General features: G+C 43.7%; 14 protein-coding genes, 5 tRNA genes and 1 riboswitch. Of the genes, 17 read left to right on the top strand and 2 right to left on the bottom strand.

Features of this window, described 5'->3' with window-relative positions; translation table 11 throughout:
• Positions 1 to 82: 82 nt before the first annotated feature.
• The 3 genes from GTO83_RS09105 to pgmB all read left to right on the top strand — a co-directional run bounded on the left by GTO83_RS09105 (position 83) and on the right by pgmB (position 4,447).
• Positions 83 to 1,423, top strand: coding sequence for an SLC45 family MFS transporter (locus GTO83_RS09105; RefSeq protein WP_180870590.1), 1,341 nt, complete (start codon positions 83 to 85; stop codon positions 1,421 to 1,423).
• A 32-nt stretch (positions 1,424 to 1,455) separates the two neighbouring features.
• Positions 1,456 to 3,708, top strand: coding sequence for a glycoside hydrolase family 65 protein (locus tag GTO83_RS09100; RefSeq protein ID WP_180870588.1), 2,253 nt, complete (start codon positions 1,456 to 1,458; stop codon positions 3,706 to 3,708).
• A gap of 73 nt (positions 3,709 to 3,781) precedes the next feature.
• Positions 3,782 to 4,447: a beta-phosphoglucomutase gene (gene pgmB / locus GTO83_RS09095; protein WP_180870586.1), complete on the top strand. Its 666-nt coding sequence runs from the start codon at positions 3,782 to 3,784 to the stop codon at positions 4,445 to 4,447.
• Positions 4,448 to 4,711: 264 nt separating this feature from the next.
• Here the strand turns inward: pgmB and GTO83_RS09090 are convergent, their stop codons facing one another.
• The gene (locus tag GTO83_RS09090) at positions 4,712 to 5,527 is read right to left on the bottom strand and encodes an alpha/beta hydrolase (protein ID WP_180870584.1); all 816 of its coding nucleotides are present in this window, start codon (positions 5,525 to 5,527) and stop codon (positions 4,712 to 4,714) included.
• A gap of 40 nt (positions 5,528 to 5,567) precedes the next feature.
• Between GTO83_RS09090 and GTO83_RS09085 the strand changes: the two genes are divergently transcribed.
• From GTO83_RS09085 to GTO83_RS09035, 11 genes are all read left to right on the top strand, one after another.
• On the top strand, positions 5,568 to 6,008 hold the full coding sequence (locus tag GTO83_RS09085) for a GNAT family N-acetyltransferase (protein ID WP_180870582.1): 441 nt from the start codon (positions 5,568 to 5,570) through the stop codon (positions 6,006 to 6,008).
• A gap of 58 nt (positions 6,009 to 6,066) precedes the next feature.
• A riboswitch (Lysine riboswitch) is annotated at positions 6,067 to 6,239 on the top strand.
• A 90-nt stretch (positions 6,240 to 6,329) separates the two neighbouring features.
• A complete protein-coding gene (locus tag GTO83_RS09080; RefSeq protein WP_180870581.1) occupies positions 6,330 to 7,805 on the top strand; it encodes an amino acid permease in 1,476 nt (491 codons plus the stop codon).
• Between the two features lie 141 nt (positions 7,806 to 7,946).
• On the top strand, positions 7,947 to 8,588 hold the full coding sequence (locus GTO83_RS09075) for a deoxynucleoside kinase (protein ID WP_180870579.1): 642 nt from the start codon (positions 7,947 to 7,949) through the stop codon (positions 8,586 to 8,588).
• Between the two features lie 56 nt (positions 8,589 to 8,644).
• A tRNA-Val gene (locus GTO83_RS09070) sits at positions 8,645 to 8,717 on the top strand.
• Between the two features lie 17 nt (positions 8,718 to 8,734).
• A tRNA-Leu gene (locus GTO83_RS09065) sits at positions 8,735 to 8,817 on the top strand.
• Positions 8,818 to 9,267: 450 nt separating this feature from the next.
• Positions 9,268 to 9,339, top strand: a tRNA-Gly gene (locus GTO83_RS09060).
• A gap of 13 nt (positions 9,340 to 9,352) precedes the next feature.
• Positions 9,353 to 9,426: transfer RNA gene (locus GTO83_RS09055), tRNA-Arg, on the top strand.
• 7 nt (positions 9,427 to 9,433) lie between these two features.
• Positions 9,434 to 9,507 (top strand) — tRNA-Pro (locus GTO83_RS09050).
• A gap of 115 nt (positions 9,508 to 9,622) precedes the next feature.
• Positions 9,623 to 10,306, top strand: a complete 684-nt coding sequence (locus GTO83_RS09045; protein WP_180870577.1) for a matrixin family metalloprotease — start codon at positions 9,623 to 9,625, stop codon at positions 10,304 to 10,306.
• A gap of 111 nt (positions 10,307 to 10,417) precedes the next feature.
• Positions 10,418 to 10,645, top strand: a complete 228-nt coding sequence (locus tag GTO83_RS09040) for a hypothetical protein (protein WP_180870575.1) — start codon at positions 10,418 to 10,420, stop codon at positions 10,643 to 10,645.
• A gap of 10 nt (positions 10,646 to 10,655) precedes the next feature.
• Positions 10,656 to 11,339: a 2'-5' RNA ligase family protein gene (locus GTO83_RS09035; protein WP_180870573.1), complete on the top strand. Its 684-nt coding sequence runs from the start codon at positions 10,656 to 10,658 to the stop codon at positions 11,337 to 11,339.
• A 108-nt stretch (positions 11,340 to 11,447) separates the two neighbouring features.
• Here the strand turns inward: GTO83_RS09035 and GTO83_RS09030 are convergent, their stop codons facing one another.
• The gene (locus GTO83_RS09030) at positions 11,448 to 11,915 is read right to left on the bottom strand and encodes a flavodoxin (RefSeq protein WP_180870571.1); all 468 of its coding nucleotides are present in this window, start codon (positions 11,913 to 11,915) and stop codon (positions 11,448 to 11,450) included.
• Between the two features lie 144 nt (positions 11,916 to 12,059).
• Between GTO83_RS09030 and GTO83_RS09025 the strand changes: the two genes are divergently transcribed.
• The 3 genes from GTO83_RS09025 (at position 12,060) to GTO83_RS09015 (ending at position 16,103) form a co-directional block, all read left to right on the top strand.
• Positions 12,060 to 13,403 (top strand): TrkH family potassium uptake protein, encoded by a 1,344-nt coding sequence (locus GTO83_RS09025; RefSeq protein WP_180870570.1) that lies wholly within the window; start codon positions 12,060 to 12,062, stop codon positions 13,401 to 13,403.
• Positions 13,396 to 14,067, top strand: coding sequence for a TrkA family potassium uptake protein (locus tag GTO83_RS09020; protein ID WP_180870568.1), 672 nt, complete (start codon positions 13,396 to 13,398; stop codon positions 14,065 to 14,067). The genes GTO83_RS09025 and GTO83_RS09020 overlap by 8 nt, the downstream gene beginning before the upstream one ends.
• Before the next feature lie 647 nt (positions 14,068 to 14,714).
• The gene (locus tag GTO83_RS09015; RefSeq protein WP_180870566.1) at positions 14,715 to 16,103 is read left to right on the top strand and encodes a class II fumarate hydratase; all 1,389 of its coding nucleotides are present in this window, start codon (positions 14,715 to 14,717) and stop codon (positions 16,101 to 16,103) included.
• The last annotated feature ends 126 nt before the right edge of the window (positions 16,104 to 16,229 follow it).

Raw genomic sequence — 16,229 nt, 5'->3', positions numbered from 1 at the left:
TGAAGCGCTTACACGAATCTCTTGCAATTATTTTCTAGATGCTAATAGTTCTTGGTTAAACAAGAAGAAGGAGATTGAAGATATGAGTGAAAAGTCATCAGCAGGGTTACCAGCCTTGTCTAAGAGCATGATTTGGATGATCAACTTCGGGTTCTTGGGGGTTCAAACTGCCTTTACCCTTCAAAGTTCTCAAATGTCACGAATCTTTCAAACCATCGGAGCTGACCCTAACAATTTAGGATGGTTCTTTATTTTGCCACCACTAGCTGGTCTAATTGTGCAACCAATCGTTGGTTACTATTCTGACCGGACTTGGGCACCGAAACTTGGGGGGCGGCGCTTACCTTATTTGATTTTAGGGACTTTAGTTGCCGTAATTGTGATGTTACTGTTGCCAAACTCAGGTAGTTTTGGCTTCGGGTATGGCTCTTTAGCGGCGCTTTGGTTTGGGGCGATTACCGTCGCTTTCTTGGATCTTTCTTCCAACGTAGCTATGCAACCATTTAAGATGATGGTTGGGGATATGGTTAATGATGATCAAAAGAGTTATGCTTACGGGATCCAAAGTTTCTTATCCAACACCGGGGCAGTTTTAGCTGCGATCTTCCCATTCCTTTTGACTTGGTTGGGTGTTGCTAATACCGCTAAAAAAGGGGTTGTGCCACAATCCGTAGTTGTTTCTTTCTATGTTGGGGCCGCTTTGTTAATTATTACGAGTGCCTTTACGGTTTTCCGGGTTAAAGAATATGATCCAGCTACTTACGCTCGTTACCACGGAATTGAAGAAAGTGATAACACGGAAGGAGGTAACTGGTTTACCCTCCTTAAGCAAGCACCAAAGGCCTTCTGGACTGTTACCTTAGTTCAATTCTTCTGTTGGTTTGCGTTCCAATACCTCTGGACTTATTCAGCTGGAGCAATCGCCAAGAACGTTTGGAACACGACCAATGCAACTTCGGCTGCTTACCAAGCGGCCGGTAACTGGTACGGGGTTTTAGCTGCCGTTCAATCAATTGCTGCCGTGGTATGTTCATACATCTTGGCCAAGGTACCAAACAAGTACCACAAAGCTGGTTACGCAACGACTCTTTTGCTTGGGGCCCTTGGATTTATTTCTGTCTTCTTCATTCACTCACAAGGGGCTTTGATCATTTCATTCGTCTTAGTTGGGATTGCTTGGGCCGGAATGAACACTTACCCATTAACGATCGTTACTAACGCCCTTTCCGGGAAGCACATGGGGACTTACTTAGGCCTCTTTAATGGATCAATTTGTTTACCACAAATCGTGGCTTCCCTTGCAAGTTTTGCTCTCTTCCCATTACTTGGTAGTTCCCAAGTAAACATGTTCTTACTTGCCGGGATTGTCTTGGCATGTGGGGCATTGAGTGTTACGACGATTAAGGAAACTTTTGCTGAATAATTTACCTGCTTAGTGAGAAAGGAATTTTACCAATGAAACAAACTTTTGATATTGCACCATGGCACGTAAAAACAAGTACCTGGTCACCAGAAGATAAGCGACTCCAAGAATCAATGACCAGTTTAGCCAACGAAAATCTTGGGATGCGGGGTTTCTTTGAAGAAGGTTACTCCGCAGACAAGATGGAAGGGGTTTACCTTGGCGGGGTTTGGTTCCCTGACAAGACCCGGGTTGGTTGGTGGAAAAATGGTTATCCAAAGTACTTTGGAAAGATGATCAATGCTGTCAACTTCTTGAAGTTACCAATCGCGGTCAATGGTGAAGCGCTTGATTTGGCTAAGCAAACACCAACTGACTTTAGTCTCGATTTAGATATGAAGCACGGGACCTTTACCCGGACCTTCAACGTTGAAATTGGTGGCGCTAAGTTACATTTCGAATTTGTCCGCTTTGTCAGTGCAGTACAAAAGGAATTAGTTGGTCAACAAGTAACGATTAAGAACCTTTCTGATCAAGCGGTTAAGGTAACGGTAACGAGTGCGATTAATGGTGACGTCTACAATGAAGATGCTAACTACGATGAACAATTCTGGGATATTTTGGATCATACCGCTAACGACAATCATGCCCTGTTAGTTTCTAAGACTAAGCCAAATGATTTTGGAACCCCACAATTTACGGTGGCAATGAAGACGACTACCAAGACCACGCTCAGTCACTTAAAGGACCAAGTCAGTGAAAAAGAAGTTGCCAATATCTTTGAAGCTGACTTGGCTGCTGGGGAAAGCACGATTGTTGAAAAGCGGACAGTGGTTGCAACTTCCCGTGATTTTGATACTCAAGAAGCTTTGGTTAACCGGGTTGATGAATTGAGTGCCCAATTGGATGTCCGGAGCTTTGCGGATCTTTTAAAGGATCACGAAGCTGAATGGCAAGCTCGGTGGGACAAGTCGGATGTGAAGATTAATGGGGATGAAGGGGCCCAACAAGGGATTCGTTTCAACCTCTTCCAACTCTTCTCAACTTACTACGGAAATGATTACCGGCTTAACATTAGTCCAAAGGGCTTTACTGGTGAAAAGTACGGTGGGGCAACTTACTGGGATACTGAAGCATACTGTTTACCAGTTTACCTAGGGGTTTCCAACGCCGAAGTTTCCCGGAATTTATTGATGTACCGGTATAACCAATTAGATGGGGCTTACGTCAATGCAAAGGAACAAGGCTTAGCTGGGGCCTTATACCCAATGGTGACCTTCAATGGGATTGAGTGCCACAACGAATGGGAAATTACTTTTGAAGAAATTCACCGGAATGGTGACATTGCTTATGCCATCTATAATTACACTAACTACACCGGTGACAAGTCCTATGTTCTTCACGAAGGGGTAAAGGTCTTAACCGAAATCTCACGGTTCTGGGCTGACCGGGTTCACTACTCTCAACGGGCAAACAAGTACATGCTCCACGGGGTTACCGGTCCCGACGAATACGATAACAACGTAAACAACGACTGGTACACGAACCTTCTTTGTCAGTGGACTTTGAAGTACACCCTTGAAGTACTTGAAGAAGTTGACGAGGAAGTCGCAGCCGACTTAGCCGTTAGTGAAGATGAAAAGCGGAAGTGGAAGTCGATTGTTGATAATATGTACCTTCCTTACGACGAAGAACGGCGGATCTTCCCTGAAAACGACGGCTTTATGGATAAGGATCTAGTTCCAGTGGGCGAAATTCCAAGTGATCAATTACCATTGAACCAAAACTGGTCATGGGATAAGATCTTACGGTCACCTTACGTTAAGCAAGGGGACGTTATTCAAGGAATTTGGGACTTTATGGATGACTTTACCCCAGAAGAAAAGAAGCGGAACTTCGATTTCTATGAACAATTTACGGTTCACGAATCAAGTCTGTCAGCTTCCGTTTACTCAGTCATCGCTGCTGATATTGGTTACGAAGACAAGGCCGTTGAAATGTACGAACGGTCTGCACGGCTAGACCTTGATAACTACAACAACGATACGGCTGACGGGCTCCACATTACTTCGATGACTGGGAGCTGGATTGACATTGTTCAAGGATTTGCGGGGATGCGGGTTCGTGATGGTAAGCTTTCCTACAAACCATTCTTACCAAAGAAGTGGGATTCCTACCAATTCCGGCAACAATTCCGCGGTCGGGTTATTGAAATTACCGTTGACCAAAATGGGGCTAAGGCCGAATTGATTAGTGGGGAACCATTAGTCATCGAAATGGCTGGTAAGGACCTTGAATTAAAGTAGACAAAATTTCTGAATAAAAAACAGGGCGGAGAAATAACTTTCTTGGCCCTGTTTGAATCTTGGAGGAAAACAAATGAAATTTGAAGAATTAAAAGGATTTGCTTTTGACTTAGATGGGGTAATTGCGGATACAGCAAAATTCCACAGCCAAGCTTGGCATCAAACTGCTGATAAAGTTGGTACCACTTGGACACCAGAATTACAAGAAGCCTTAAAAGGGGTTAGCCGGATGGACTCCTTAGAAATGATTCTAAAAGCTGGTGGCCACGAAAATGACTACACCCAAGCCGAAAAAGAAGCTTTGGCCGCGGAAAAGAACGAAAACTATGGCAAATTAATTGCTACTTTAACTCCTGATGATATTTTACCGGGGATGAAGGCTTTCTTAGATGAATTAGTTGCCAACAGCTACAAGCTTTCCTTGGCTTCCGCTTCAAAGAATGCCCCGAAGATTTTAAAGTACCTTGGGCTTACTGATTACTTTGTGGGAATTGTAGATCCAGCAACCTTGCATGCCGGGAAACCCGATCCCGAAATTTTTGCCCGGGCCGCTGAAATTCTTGATTTACCTGCTAACCAAGTCGCCGGTTTAGAAGATTCTAGTGCTGGGATTGAATCAATTAATGGGGCCGGAGAACTTTCAATTGGGATCGGTTCTCAATTGAAAGCCGCTAAGGTCATCTTTAACAGTACCGCTGAAGTTAGCCTCGCTAATATTAAGGCGGCACTGGCGGAATAATCGTTTCAACACTTACTTATTTGTGATATTTTGCAGATAGGGAAAAACTCCTTGATGGCCTGGTTGGGATAAGCAGAACGCAGGTTGATTCATTAGCATCGACCTTGCGTTCGCCCTGATCTGCTAAGGCCGTGCTTTTTGACCTTAGTTACTGAGTAACATTCGGAGATGATAAAGAGGGTGAGAAGAAGCCTCGCGTTTCTTCTCACCCTCTTTTTTCATCTCAAATTTCCAGTCGAGGTAGTGACTAATTATTAACTGAATTTAAAATTGATGATGATCTGATTTCATCCATTCGCAAGCCATGTCAACCCAGTGGGCAACGTGGGGTTGGTTACCTTCTGGATGATGAGCAACCAAGCCGTTGGCGATGTCCATGCCGTGAGGACCATGCTCAAATAAATGAATTTCCTGGGAAATATTTTGGGCTTGTTGAGCGAGAAAATAATTTAAACTGTTTTGGACAGGAACGATTGGATCGTCAACTGTTGCCCAAATAAAAGTTGGCCGGTTAGTAGCAGTGACGTGATGACTAGCGCTAAAGAAGGCGGGATCATCTGTCCATTGATTGCGAGTCGTTTGGTCAGTTGGAAAGCCGGCATCAAAATCAATAACGGGATATCCTAAAACAAGGTCAGTGAAACTGAGGTCACTTGCAGAATAGCCACTTGCCTTGGTGAGCCATTCACTATCCCAATAGTCGTTGTAAAGGCCGGCGATTTGTCCCCCAGCGGAAAAGGCCATTAGGTGAAGGCGATTGTTTAGGTGCCATTCAGACTGGTGAAGCTTGATTTGGTGAACAGCTTCCGCAACATCAAGTACTGGGGCCGGATAAAGGGGCGTTTGTTGACTAACAAAGGTGTAGCGGAGAATGAAAACCGCATAGCCTTTAGCTGAGAACGCTAACGCTGTCTTTTCGGTCTCTTCTTCGGGAATATGAGTCATTGAACCACCTGGAATGATCAAAAGGGGTTCGAAGACTTGAACTTCACTATTAGGAGTTGGGGTTTGTAAGTATGCCGTCATGGTTGCTTGGGTTGCTCGCTTGGCGCTCTTGAGGGATTGAGTTAAAATTTCCATATTAACACTTCTTTCAAAAATTTTATCTGGGGGCATTATAGTGCAGAATCAAGTTCAAGAAAAGGGATGCTGGTTAACTCCGGATGATCTTCTTAAAGTGCAAGCGTTACTTAGTGACCAGGCATTGGCACTGGCAGCGGGGATAACCTTGGTTGCGGACCGCAACGTCCAAGTTTGGGCATTAAATAATTGGCTTAGCCAACAGCGACTTTGGGGGATCTGGCGCGGAAATGATTTAATCGGCCTAATCTCTGCCTTTCCATTTAATGAAAAGCAAACGGAATTAGGATATTTACTTCGTCAAAATGAGTGGCACAAAGGAATTATGGGACGTGCAGTTGCGGACTTTCTTAAAGCTAATCCAGATGATCATTGGTTTGCTAGGGTTGAACCACAAAACGTGGCCTCTCAACGGATTTTGGTTAAGTGTGGCTTTCAACAAATTGCTAAGTCGGCAACTTGGCTTGAGTATCAGCGGTGATCAGGAAGGGATCCCTTTGCTTGCATAAAAAACAGATCCCCGTTATAATAAATAAGATTATTTAAGAAGAGGTTGCATCCTTCAAGAGTAAACCGACCGAGGTAAGCAAGTACCGAAAGGCGGTGGAAAGGGAATGGTGCCGAAACCAAGCGTTCCTTGCTAAGCGATTGGTTGGGCCGACGTTTAAGAGACGCCGGACTGTCGCGAAAGTCGCGGAGCGCTTCTACGATCGTACTAATTAATAGTGGGGTTGACCGAGCGTTTGGTGGTTAGCCCCTTTTCTTATACAATTATTCAAGATTAATTTAGGAGGAATTAGTTATGGATGGAAATGGTGAAGGACAAATTAAGCGGTCCCTCCAAACCCGTCACTTAACCATGATTGCCCTTGGGGGCTCGATTGGGACGGGACTCTTCATCGCTTCGGGTTCCGCAATTACAACTGCCGGACCTGGGGGTGCTTTGCTTGCTTATGCGGTTATGGGGGTAATGGTCTACTTCCTGATGACCAGTTTAGCCGAAATGGCGACCTACATTCCCTTAACGGGATCATTTGCCGCTTATGCTGGTAAATTTGTTAGTCCGGCAATGGGATTTGCTCTCGGCTGGAATTATTGGTTTAACGGGGCAATTACCGTACCGGTTGAAATCACGACTGTTGGGATTGTTATGAACTTCTGGTTCCCACACGTGCCGGCCTGGATGTTTAGTGGGGCAATTTTCTTAGTTATCTTCGTGATTAATTACCTTTCAGTTCGTTCCTACGGGGAAACCGAGTTCTGGTTAGCTTTAATTAAGGTCTTGGCCGTGGTTGCCTTCTTAATTGTTGGGGTCCTTGTGATCTTTGGAATTATGGGTGGTAAGGCCCCAATTGGAATGCGGAACTTTACCTATAAGGATGCACCATTTGTCCATGGGTTCCCAGGAATTATTACAGTTTTCCTAGTTGCCGGGTTCTCATTTCAAGGGACAGAAATGATTGGGATTGCAGCTGGGGAATCAGCTCATCCAGAAAAGTCCGTTCCAGAAGCCATTAAGTCAACTTTCTGGCGGATCCTGTTGTTCTACATTTTGACGATTTTTGTGATTGCCGTTATTTTGCCATATACCAACAAGAACTTGTTGAGTGCCGATGTTCAAGACGTCGTTACGAGTCCATTTACCTTGATTTTCCAACGGGCCGGTCTCGCTGCCGCAGCTAGCGTGATGAACGCGGTGATCTTGGTTGCGGTTATCTCATCAGCTAATTCCTGGATGTATGCTTCAACCCGGATGCTTTATTCCCAAGCGCGGGAAGGCTTCGCTTGGAGGATTTTTGGAATTGTTAACAAGCGGGGAATTCCAATCTATGGTTTGCTTGGAACGACGGTGGTCGGCGTACTTGTTTGGCTAACTCAATTTATTGGGCCAGAAGCCTACAACTATCTTGTAGCTGCTTCCGGTTTGTGTGGTTTCATCGCTTGGTTTGGGATCGCAATTAGTCACTATCGCTTTCGGCGGGCTTTCATTGCTCAAGGACATGATTTGAGTGAATTAAAGTACCACGCTTTGCTCTTCCCCTTCGGGCCAATCTTTGCCTTCATCCTTTGTATCATCGTAATTGCTGGGCAAAATATTGATGCCTTTGTTAAGCTTGATTGGTCAAACATCTTGATCACCTACATGAGTTTACCGATTGTTGTGATCTTGTTCTTCTACTACAAGCTTCGTTACGGTTCTAAGTTGATCCCACTAGAAGAAGTTGATCTTTCCCGGAGCACAAAAGGTGAACAGTACGAAAATAAAGAAGAAGAGTAACCATAAAAAAGTTGTTCTAAAGCTAATTAGAAGTTGTGAAGATAGGGAATCTAATTTTCACAGCTTCTTTTTTGTAGAGAAGCGTGTATAATGAAAAACGTTGCTTTAAGCTCGAATTGGATATAAGAGAGGAAGAAAACCATGATTGTACTTGCCGGAACCATTGGCGCTGGAAAGACTAGTTTAACGCAATTACTTGCCGATCATTTGGGGACCAAGGCTTACTTTGAATCAGTTGATGATAACCCGATTTTACCTTTATTTTATAAGGATCCGCAAAAGTATGGCTTTCTCTTACAGATTTACTTTTTAAACCGCCGGCTTGAAGAAATCAAGGCTGCTTCTTTGCAGAAGTTAAGTGTTCTGGACCGATCAATTTTTGAAGATGACTTGATGTTTCGGATGAACGCTGATTTAGGGCGAGCCACTGAAACCGAAGCGGATATCTATGCTTCGCTTTTGAAGAATATGATGGAAGAATTACCAAACCAACAAACGGAGAAGAAACCGGATTTATTAATTCATATTCAAGTTTCTTTTCCAACGATGCTAGAACGGATTAAGAAGCGGGGCCGGGCTTACGAGCAAATTGAGACTGATCCAGCCCTGTACAATTATTACCAAGAATTGAACCATCGTTACGCAAGTTGGTATGATCAGTATCAAGAAAGTCCAAAGATGTTAATCAATGGGGATCAATACAACTTTGTGGAAGATCCCAAGGCCGCCCAAACGGTGTTAGAAATGATTGATGAAAAATTATCAGCATTAAATTTAAAATAGAGTTTGACAATTTGAAGTAAAAGGCTTAAACTGTAATAGTTGGTTTAAGCCAATACGGAGGATTAGCTCAGTTGGGAGAGCGTCTGCCTTACAAGCAGAGGGTCACAGGTTCGAGCCCTGTATCCTCCATTTTTTTATAATTATATGCGGATATGGCGGAACTGGCAGACGCGCAAGATTTAGGTTCTTGTGTCCTTGTGGCGTGGAGGTTCGAATCCTCTTATCCGCATCTTGAGGAGGGTGGGAAGAAACTCAAGTTTCTTCCCACCCTTTCTTGCATCTCCGAATGTTACTCAGTAACTAAGGTCAAAGCAGTAGCTGAATGGCAGTTGCTTCCCTAACGGTCGCACCAACCGATTCAGCCTTGCATGGGCTCACAAACGCCAAACCAGTTGGCTGGTTCGCTCCAAATCACGGCCTTAGCGGATAAGTGCGAACGAAAGGTCGATTCTAATGAATCAACCTTCGTCCTTCTTATCCCGACCAGGCCGTCAAGGAGCTTTTTTCCCAACCTCTTTCTTTTTACTAAAAAAGCATTACCTGAATAGAGATAAACCGTTTTGCCTAACTAGCCAAACTTTTTTAGTAAAATGGGAAATTAATGTTGACAGAAATGAGGTGCTCCTGTATTATATATAGATGTTGAGAGGATAACTTCTTAATCGTAGGTTAATCAAATGCGGAAGTAGTTCAGTGGTAGAACATCACCTTGCCATGGTGGGGGTCGCGGGTTCGAATCCCGTCTTCCGCTTTTTAATTATTTTGCACCCATAGCGCAATTGGATAGAGTGTCTGACTACGAATCAGAAGGTTGAAGGTTCGACTCCTTCTGGGTGCATCGACATCGGAAATTAGCTCAGCTTGGTAGAGCACTGCGTTCGGGACGCAGGGGTCGCAAGTTCAAATCTTGTATTTCCGATAAATACGTACGGATGAGTTCAGCAACCAAAAGCGTTGTTGAGCTCTTTTTTATTTCTCTCTGATGCCATGCGGTAGAATAGCAGTAGTATTATATTCGGAAACGAGTGATAATTATGAAACGCTTCGTTAACTTAATCAGTTTAGCATTTTTAAGTTGGGGGTTATTGAATGTCCCGGATAGTCAGGCTTCGGTAACGAGTCCTTTAGACGGCGTCAACGCTTTTTCAACGGCTACTGATGATATTACCGATTTACCAGACTCACCCCAAGCCCAACGTGCTGCTGCCAAACAACTTACGATTCCGAGTAGTTCGCCAATTCCCTTAGAAGGTTATCGTTGGCCGAGTCGACAAATTACGGTGTACATGGCCACTCAGGATCATCAGGTGCAAGCAGCCTTTCGAGAGGCGGTCAAAAAGTGGAATCAAACTAAGGCCGTCCATTTACACTGGATTAAAAGTCGGCAACGAGCAGAAGTAATTGTGACTGATGGGGATCTCCAAACAACTGGAAATAGTAATGTCGGTTACGTTACCAGTCAATTAGGATCCACCGAAACCCAATTTAATCCCGATACCCATGCCATGATCCGAGCTAAATCAACGCTGGATGCGGCCAAATTGCGATACGTAAACCGGCAGTATCGGGATCACGTTGCGGAACATGAATTAGGGCATGCTTTAGGTCTTGCCCATGCCCCTGAAGATTATCAGAGTGTAATGATTCCCCGGAATATTCGAAGGGGGATTAGTAAATTAGATCGGCAAGCAATTCGAAATTTATACGGGCTTAATTAGTTAAGGAGATCGTGGTTTCCTTGCAATCGTTTTCTCAATTCACAATCTCGTGCTATAATTAAAGCATTCATGACTTTGAGGTTGTGAAATTCGATAAAGGGTGTGGAATTTATGGCAAGTGTAAAAGATGGTTGGCATAAGGTCTTAGGTCATGATGTTTACGTTGAAGATGGTGGAGTGACCCATGGTAAACGAGTTACCGAAGATGGGCAAACCCTTGCTATTTACCCATACCGCCGGGAAGAGATTGGCGGTGACCAAGCCTTTTGGTTAACGACGGGTGTCTCCTTATCAACGCTTCGTCGAGGGCTTCAAACAGGTCTGTATTCCTTAGCTTAGGTGGTTACAAATGGAACAATTACAAGCGGAATTAGTAGCCCGTTACCAAGCAATTGCCCAAGAAAATCGGGAAGTTGTCCTCGCTGGTGGGTATCCCGATCTGCACGTTGATGATGATTGGCAAAATCAACGAGTAGGCCTAACTTTAGTGGTACCATTGCCAGTGCATTGGACCCGGAATCTTGGTTTTGCCATGGCGAAACTAAAGGAATTTGAACCAGAGCAGTATTATTATCCGGCAAAAGATCTGCACTTAACCGTAATCGATTTAGTTGCCGGAAAGGTTAACCAACAATTAACTGATTTCCCACTCGCAAAAATTAAAGCCACCTTGGCCAAAAGTTTAACCCAAGCGAAGGCCTTTGATTGGGAGCTAAGAGGATTAGTCGCTACGGATGGAGCTGTGATTGCTTGTGGTTATTATTCACCAGAATTAATGGCTTTACGAAAACAAGTGCGTGAAACTTTTAAAGCTGCCGGAACCCCGGTGAGTGAACACCGCCCGGCCTTTACGGCGCATGTTACGGTTGCCCGTTATCGGAAATTGTTAAGTGACCCGGGAGCCTTTTTGGGGATGGTTGATAACCTCAGAAATATCGGCTTTGGGGCAACCAAGGTACAAACTGTGAACTTGGTTTGGCATGATTGGTACAATCACCACCAAGAAGTGTTAGCAACGTATCATTTACAATAAAACGACCAGGAGAAAAATCTCGTTGGTCGTTTTTGTGTTTCTAAGGATGCTGATATGATTAGCAAAATTCTTGTTTTAGGGAGGAGTTCAAGCAGGTTCCTTTTGGAACTAATATCCTAATTGCTGTACCCAAGCCTTTAATTGGGCAATACTAAAATTATTAACCCGTTTAGCTGGTTTAACGTCACTCTTCGGCAGAAGTTGTTTAATGATTGCTTCACCGCGTTCAGGGGAACTAGAACCGGAAGTAGCAAATGGTACCACTACTTTGCCAGCTAAGGTTTGATGGGCCAAGAAATCATGGATGACCATTGGTGGAACTCCCCACCAGGTTGGATATCCAAGAAAGAGCACGTTGAAGTCAGGTAAAGTTAGTGGCTTAGCAGTTGGTGGCGTTGCCTGACCACTTTGTTCGCGGTTTGCCCGTGAGTTATCATTTTGCCAGTTGAGGTCAGCGTTGGTATATGGAACGGTAGCTTCAATTGCAAGGGGAGTTACCTTTAAAACTTGCCCTAAGCGTTCAGCTGCTTGTTTAGTTGTGCCAGTTTCTGAAAAATAAGCAATTGCAAATTTCATTTTTCCACCTCCAAATAGTTATCTTTATTATAATTCTGATCGTTAATTTTGATAAATGCTCATTTTATTGGTTTGTTGATACTGAAAATGCATGGTAGTAAAGATGATATAATAAGAATTGAATTTTAAGATGGGGTGGAGACAATGATTGAAATAAATAAGCACCGTTATTCATTCCCAAAGCTCTTAACCTTTGGCTTCATTATGGTAATCGCAATTGGGACGCTCTTATTACTTTTACCAATAGCGACACGGCCGGGACTACATACTTCTTTTATGACGGCTTTTTTTACCTCTACGAGTGCTACCTGTGTGACGGGCTTAACCTTAGTTGATACAGCTACGCACTGGGCGCCCTTTGGCCAGTTAGTGATTGCTGTTTTAATGGAAGTTGGGGGACTGGGGTTTATGACCTTTGCGGTTATGACGTCCTTATTAATTCGACGTCAATTAAAGATGTCGACTCGGTTTTTAGTTCAGGAGTCTTTAAACCTCGATAATGTCTCCCAAATTCAAGTGGTGACTTTGATTATTAAATTGTCCATCCTGATTCAACTATTGGGGACGGGACTCCTTTACCTTGACTTTGGTCGCCGCTATGGATGGTGGCATGGTTTATGGTTGAGTCTTTTCCATTCAATTTCGGCTTTTTGTAACGCTGGTTTTGATCTCTTTGGGAATTCCCTAGCCAACTTTAAAAATGACCCCTATTTATTGACTGTCTTTGCAATTTTAATTATTGCTGGGTCATTTGGGTTCTTAGTCTGGCAAGATATTTTGCAGTATCGGAAGGTTCATCGGATGTCCTTGCATACGAACCTAGCCTTGCGGACGGGGGCCATTATCATGGCTTTATCGGTCATTGTCTACTTATTAACTGAACGGAATTTAAGTCAGTTCCATGATGAGATGTCTTGGGGGATGCGCTTAATCAATTCGATTTTTATGGCGATTACGCCACGGACAGCCGGTTTGACGACCTTTTCCTATACTGAGCTTTCGGCTGCTGGATTATCATATACGATCCTCTTAATGTTTATCGGCGGGACGCCAGGATCAACAGCTGGGGGAATTAAGACCACCACGATTGGCTTATTAACTTTACAAGCGATTGCCACCTTACGGGGGCATCGGGATCCAACACTAGCGCACCGGCGTTTTCGGCAAGATAATGTTTTTCGGGCCCTGACTTTGTTATTTGTGGCCTTGGCAATCATCGCGATCGCAATTTTAATTTTGGCAGAAACCCAGGATTTGCCAAAGCATAATTCCTTGACTTATGTCACCTTTGAAGTAATGGCGGCCTTTGGGACGACCGGAATTTCCTTAGGAATTACTGCCAAGTTGAATTTACTTGGAAAATTAATCATTATGGCCTTGATGTTTATTGGCCGGGTTGGGATCTACACGGTAATGTTCTCCATCTTCAATGCCCAACCTAAGCAACCAAGTTATCGTTATCCAGAAGAAGGTGTTTTAATTGGCTAAAAAAGAAAGTTTTGCGGTAATCGGGTTAGGTCAATTTGGTTCCGCAATTTGTAAATCATTAGTCCGGGCCGGACAAGAAGTGATGGCAATTGATTCCAACGAAAGCGTCGTAAATGATTTCGCTGATATGGTGATGAGAGCAGTGATTGCCGATGCCCAGGATGAGGATGCAATGAAAGAACTTGACCTCGGTCACTTTGATCATGTCTACATTTCAATTGGTAAAAATATTGAAGCCAGTATCATGGCAACTCTGATTGCTAAGGATCTTGGTGCTAAGGATGTCGTCTGTCGGGCCGAAAACCGAAACCATGCACGGGTACTCGAACGGATTGGGGCCGATTTGGTCGTCCGTCCGGAACATGATTTGGCGGAACGGTTAGTCTTTTCGCGTTTGCATCCATCGGTAATTGATTACGTTCAAATTAGTCGGGATACAACTTTAGCAGAAGTAATTGTTAATAACGCGGCCTTCTATGATAAAACCCTGGATGAATTAGATTTCCGGAATCGGTATCACGTTAACGTAATCTTAGTTGTTAATGCCCAAGACAAAATCAACCAGATGCCAAGAGGGACTGATAAGATTCAGCGAGGCGACCGAATCACCGTCGTTGGGCCGCTTAATGCCATTGAGAAGTTAAATGATTTGTTGAAAGGCTAAAAGGCTTTCCCAGGGAAACCGGATTACGCGGAACGTTGCCGTAAGAGGAGCAGGGGAAGAAAGTCGTAGCCTTAAGCCAGGTAACGTGGTGGAACTTCTGCGGAGTCGCAAAGCTCAGTCTTAATGTAAGTTCACTTGTTTGCTAACATTAATTTCACTACCGTCGGCATGGTTGCCTAATAAATCTGATCATCCACTAAAAGCCACCAATCAAGGTTTACTAGCTAAATTGTCGTTAGGAGCTTGTCTGCTGACGATAAGGCCAAGCTTTGAAATCACCATTCTGAACGCCAGTGAAGAATAGTAGTTCAAAGTTGGTTCGGCTACGTTTTAGCCCTTAGATTGGTGGCTTAATTAGTTTTTTCCGAACCTCGTTTTTTGCCAAACTTATTTAACTCTTTCACGAATCAAGCTTAAGATTTTTAAGAAATTTAAATCTTTTTTGTTTTGTTTTTTGTCTTTAAAAATCACCCTAATTAACACTCAACTTTGAAAAGTTGACACAAAAGGATTTTAAGGATAGCTATAAATAAAATTTATCGTGAATGTTAATTTTGACTATACTCTTTTTGGTGGTTTAGGATATAACCAACAAATGTGTAAAAGTTCACAAGTTGGATTAGAATGAAAATTCGGAGGGAAAAATCATGCCAGAATTTCGTACAGAATCAGATACTTTAGGTCCAGTTCAAATTCCCGTAAGTGCTTTATGGGGGCCGCAAACTGAGCGGAGTCGGAACAACTTCCCAACTGGTCAATTTATGCCATTAGCGATCATCCGGGCTTTGCTTAATATTAAGAAGGCAGCGGCGCAAGCTAACATGGAATCAAACCAAATCAGCGAAGAAAAGGGTAACTTGATTGTTAAGGCAATTGATGAATTGCTTGCTTTAAGTGACGAAGATTTACGTAAGGACTTCCCATTGAAGGTTTACCAAACTGGTTCTGGGACGCAAACCAACATGAACACCAACGAAGTAGTTGCAAATAAGTGTAAGCAACTTAACCCTAACGTTGAAATTTTGCCAAATGACGACGTTAATAAGGGGCAAAGTTCAAACGATACTTTCCCAACGGCAATGAACATCGTGGCAGTTGAAGCAATTGATAAGTTGGAACCAGCAGTTCAACACTTGATCGATGAATTAAAGGTTAAGCAAGAAAAATATTGGCACACCGTTAAGGTTGGGCGGACGCACTTGCAAGACGCTACGCCATTAACTTTTGGGCAAGAAATCTCTGGTTATGTTTCCGCTTTGGAACACGACTTAAACTACCTTAAGACCTTGACCCCAACGTTACTTGAATTAGCTATCGGGGGGACGGCTGTTGGAACTGGTTTGAACGCTGCTCCTGGAATGCCAGAAAAGATTGCTGAAAAGATGAGCGCTGTTTATGGTCATCAATTTACTGCCAAGACTAACAAGTTCTATGGTCTTTCGCACCACTCTGGTCTAGACGTAGTTCACGGAGCTTTGAAAACCTTGGCTGCTGACATGTTTAAGATTGCCCAAGATATTCGCTTCTTGGCTTCCGGTCCACGGGCAGGTTATGGCGAATTAAATATCCCAGCTAATGAACCAGGTTCGTCCATCATGCCAGGGAAGGTTAACCCAACCCAAGCTGAAGCCGTTACGATGGCTGCTATGCGGGTCTTCGGGAACGATGTTGTCGTTGGCATGTCTTCATCGCAAGGGAACTTTGAAATGAACGTCTTTAAGCCAGTTTTGATCGATGCTTTCCTTGAATCGGCTGACCTTTTGACGGGAACAATCAAGGGCTTTGCGGACAAGATGATTCACGGTTTGACGGTTAACGAAGACCGGATGAAGGAACTCTTGGACAACTCGTTGATGACGGTTACGGCTCTTTCACCCCACATTGGTTACCACGACAGTGCCAAGATTGCCCAAGCCGCTGATAAGGCTGGAAGTACTTTGAAGGAAGCTGCTTTGCAATCTGGCAAGGTCACGGAAGAACAATATGATGAATGGATGGACATGCTTAAGATGACTAACGTTGACCGGAAAGACTAAGCGGAAATAAAATTGATCGTTGTTTATTAACAGAATTTGCGATACGATAGGTCACCGTTGTCATAAAGATAAGTATCCAATGGAAAAGCGGCGGATTAAGTCCGCCATTTTCTATGTAAATAAAAA

This window comes from Lactobacillus sp. 3B(2020), assembly GCF_013487845.1.
GTDB lineage: Bacteria > Bacillota > Bacilli > Lactobacillales > Lactobacillaceae > Limosilactobacillus > Limosilactobacillus alvi.
The sequence above is the reverse complement of the archived record's forward strand: the minus strand, read 5'-3'. Positions and strand labels throughout refer to the sequence as shown.

Coding starts and splice junctions, on each gene's coding strand:
- GTO83_RS09030 (WP_180870571.1), bottom strand. CDS start 11,915: ATGAAATTTGCAATTGCTTATTTTTCAGAAACTGGCACAACTAAACAA.
- GTO83_RS09040 (WP_180870575.1), top strand. CDS start 10,418: ATGGCAAGTGTAAAAGATGGTTGGCATAAGGTCTTAGGTCATGATGTT.
- GTO83_RS09045 (WP_180870577.1), top strand. CDS start 9,623: ATGAAACGCTTCGTTAACTTAATCAGTTTAGCATTTTTAAGTTGGGGG.
- GTO83_RS09025 (WP_180870570.1), top strand. CDS start 12,060: ATGATTGAAATAAATAAGCACCGTTATTCATTCCCAAAGCTCTTAACC.
- GTO83_RS09075 (WP_180870579.1), top strand. CDS start 7,947: ATGATTGTACTTGCCGGAACCATTGGCGCTGGAAAGACTAGTTTAACG.
- GTO83_RS09105 (WP_180870590.1), top strand. CDS start 83: ATGAGTGAAAAGTCATCAGCAGGGTTACCAGCCTTGTCTAAGAGCATG.
- GTO83_RS09035 (WP_180870573.1), top strand. CDS start 10,656: ATGGAACAATTACAAGCGGAATTAGTAGCCCGTTACCAAGCAATTGCC.
- GTO83_RS09015 (WP_180870566.1), top strand. CDS start 14,715: ATGCCAGAATTTCGTACAGAATCAGATACTTTAGGTCCAGTTCAAATT.
- GTO83_RS09080 (WP_180870581.1), top strand. CDS start 6,330: ATGGATGGAAATGGTGAAGGACAAATTAAGCGGTCCCTCCAAACCCGT.
- GTO83_RS09100 (WP_180870588.1), top strand. CDS start 1,456: ATGAAACAAACTTTTGATATTGCACCATGGCACGTAAAAACAAGTACC.
- GTO83_RS09090 (WP_180870584.1), bottom strand. CDS start 5,527: ATGGAAATTTTAACTCAATCCCTCAAGAGCGCCAAGCGAGCAACCCAA.
- pgmB (WP_180870586.1), top strand. CDS start 3,782: ATGAAATTTGAAGAATTAAAAGGATTTGCTTTTGACTTAGATGGGGTA.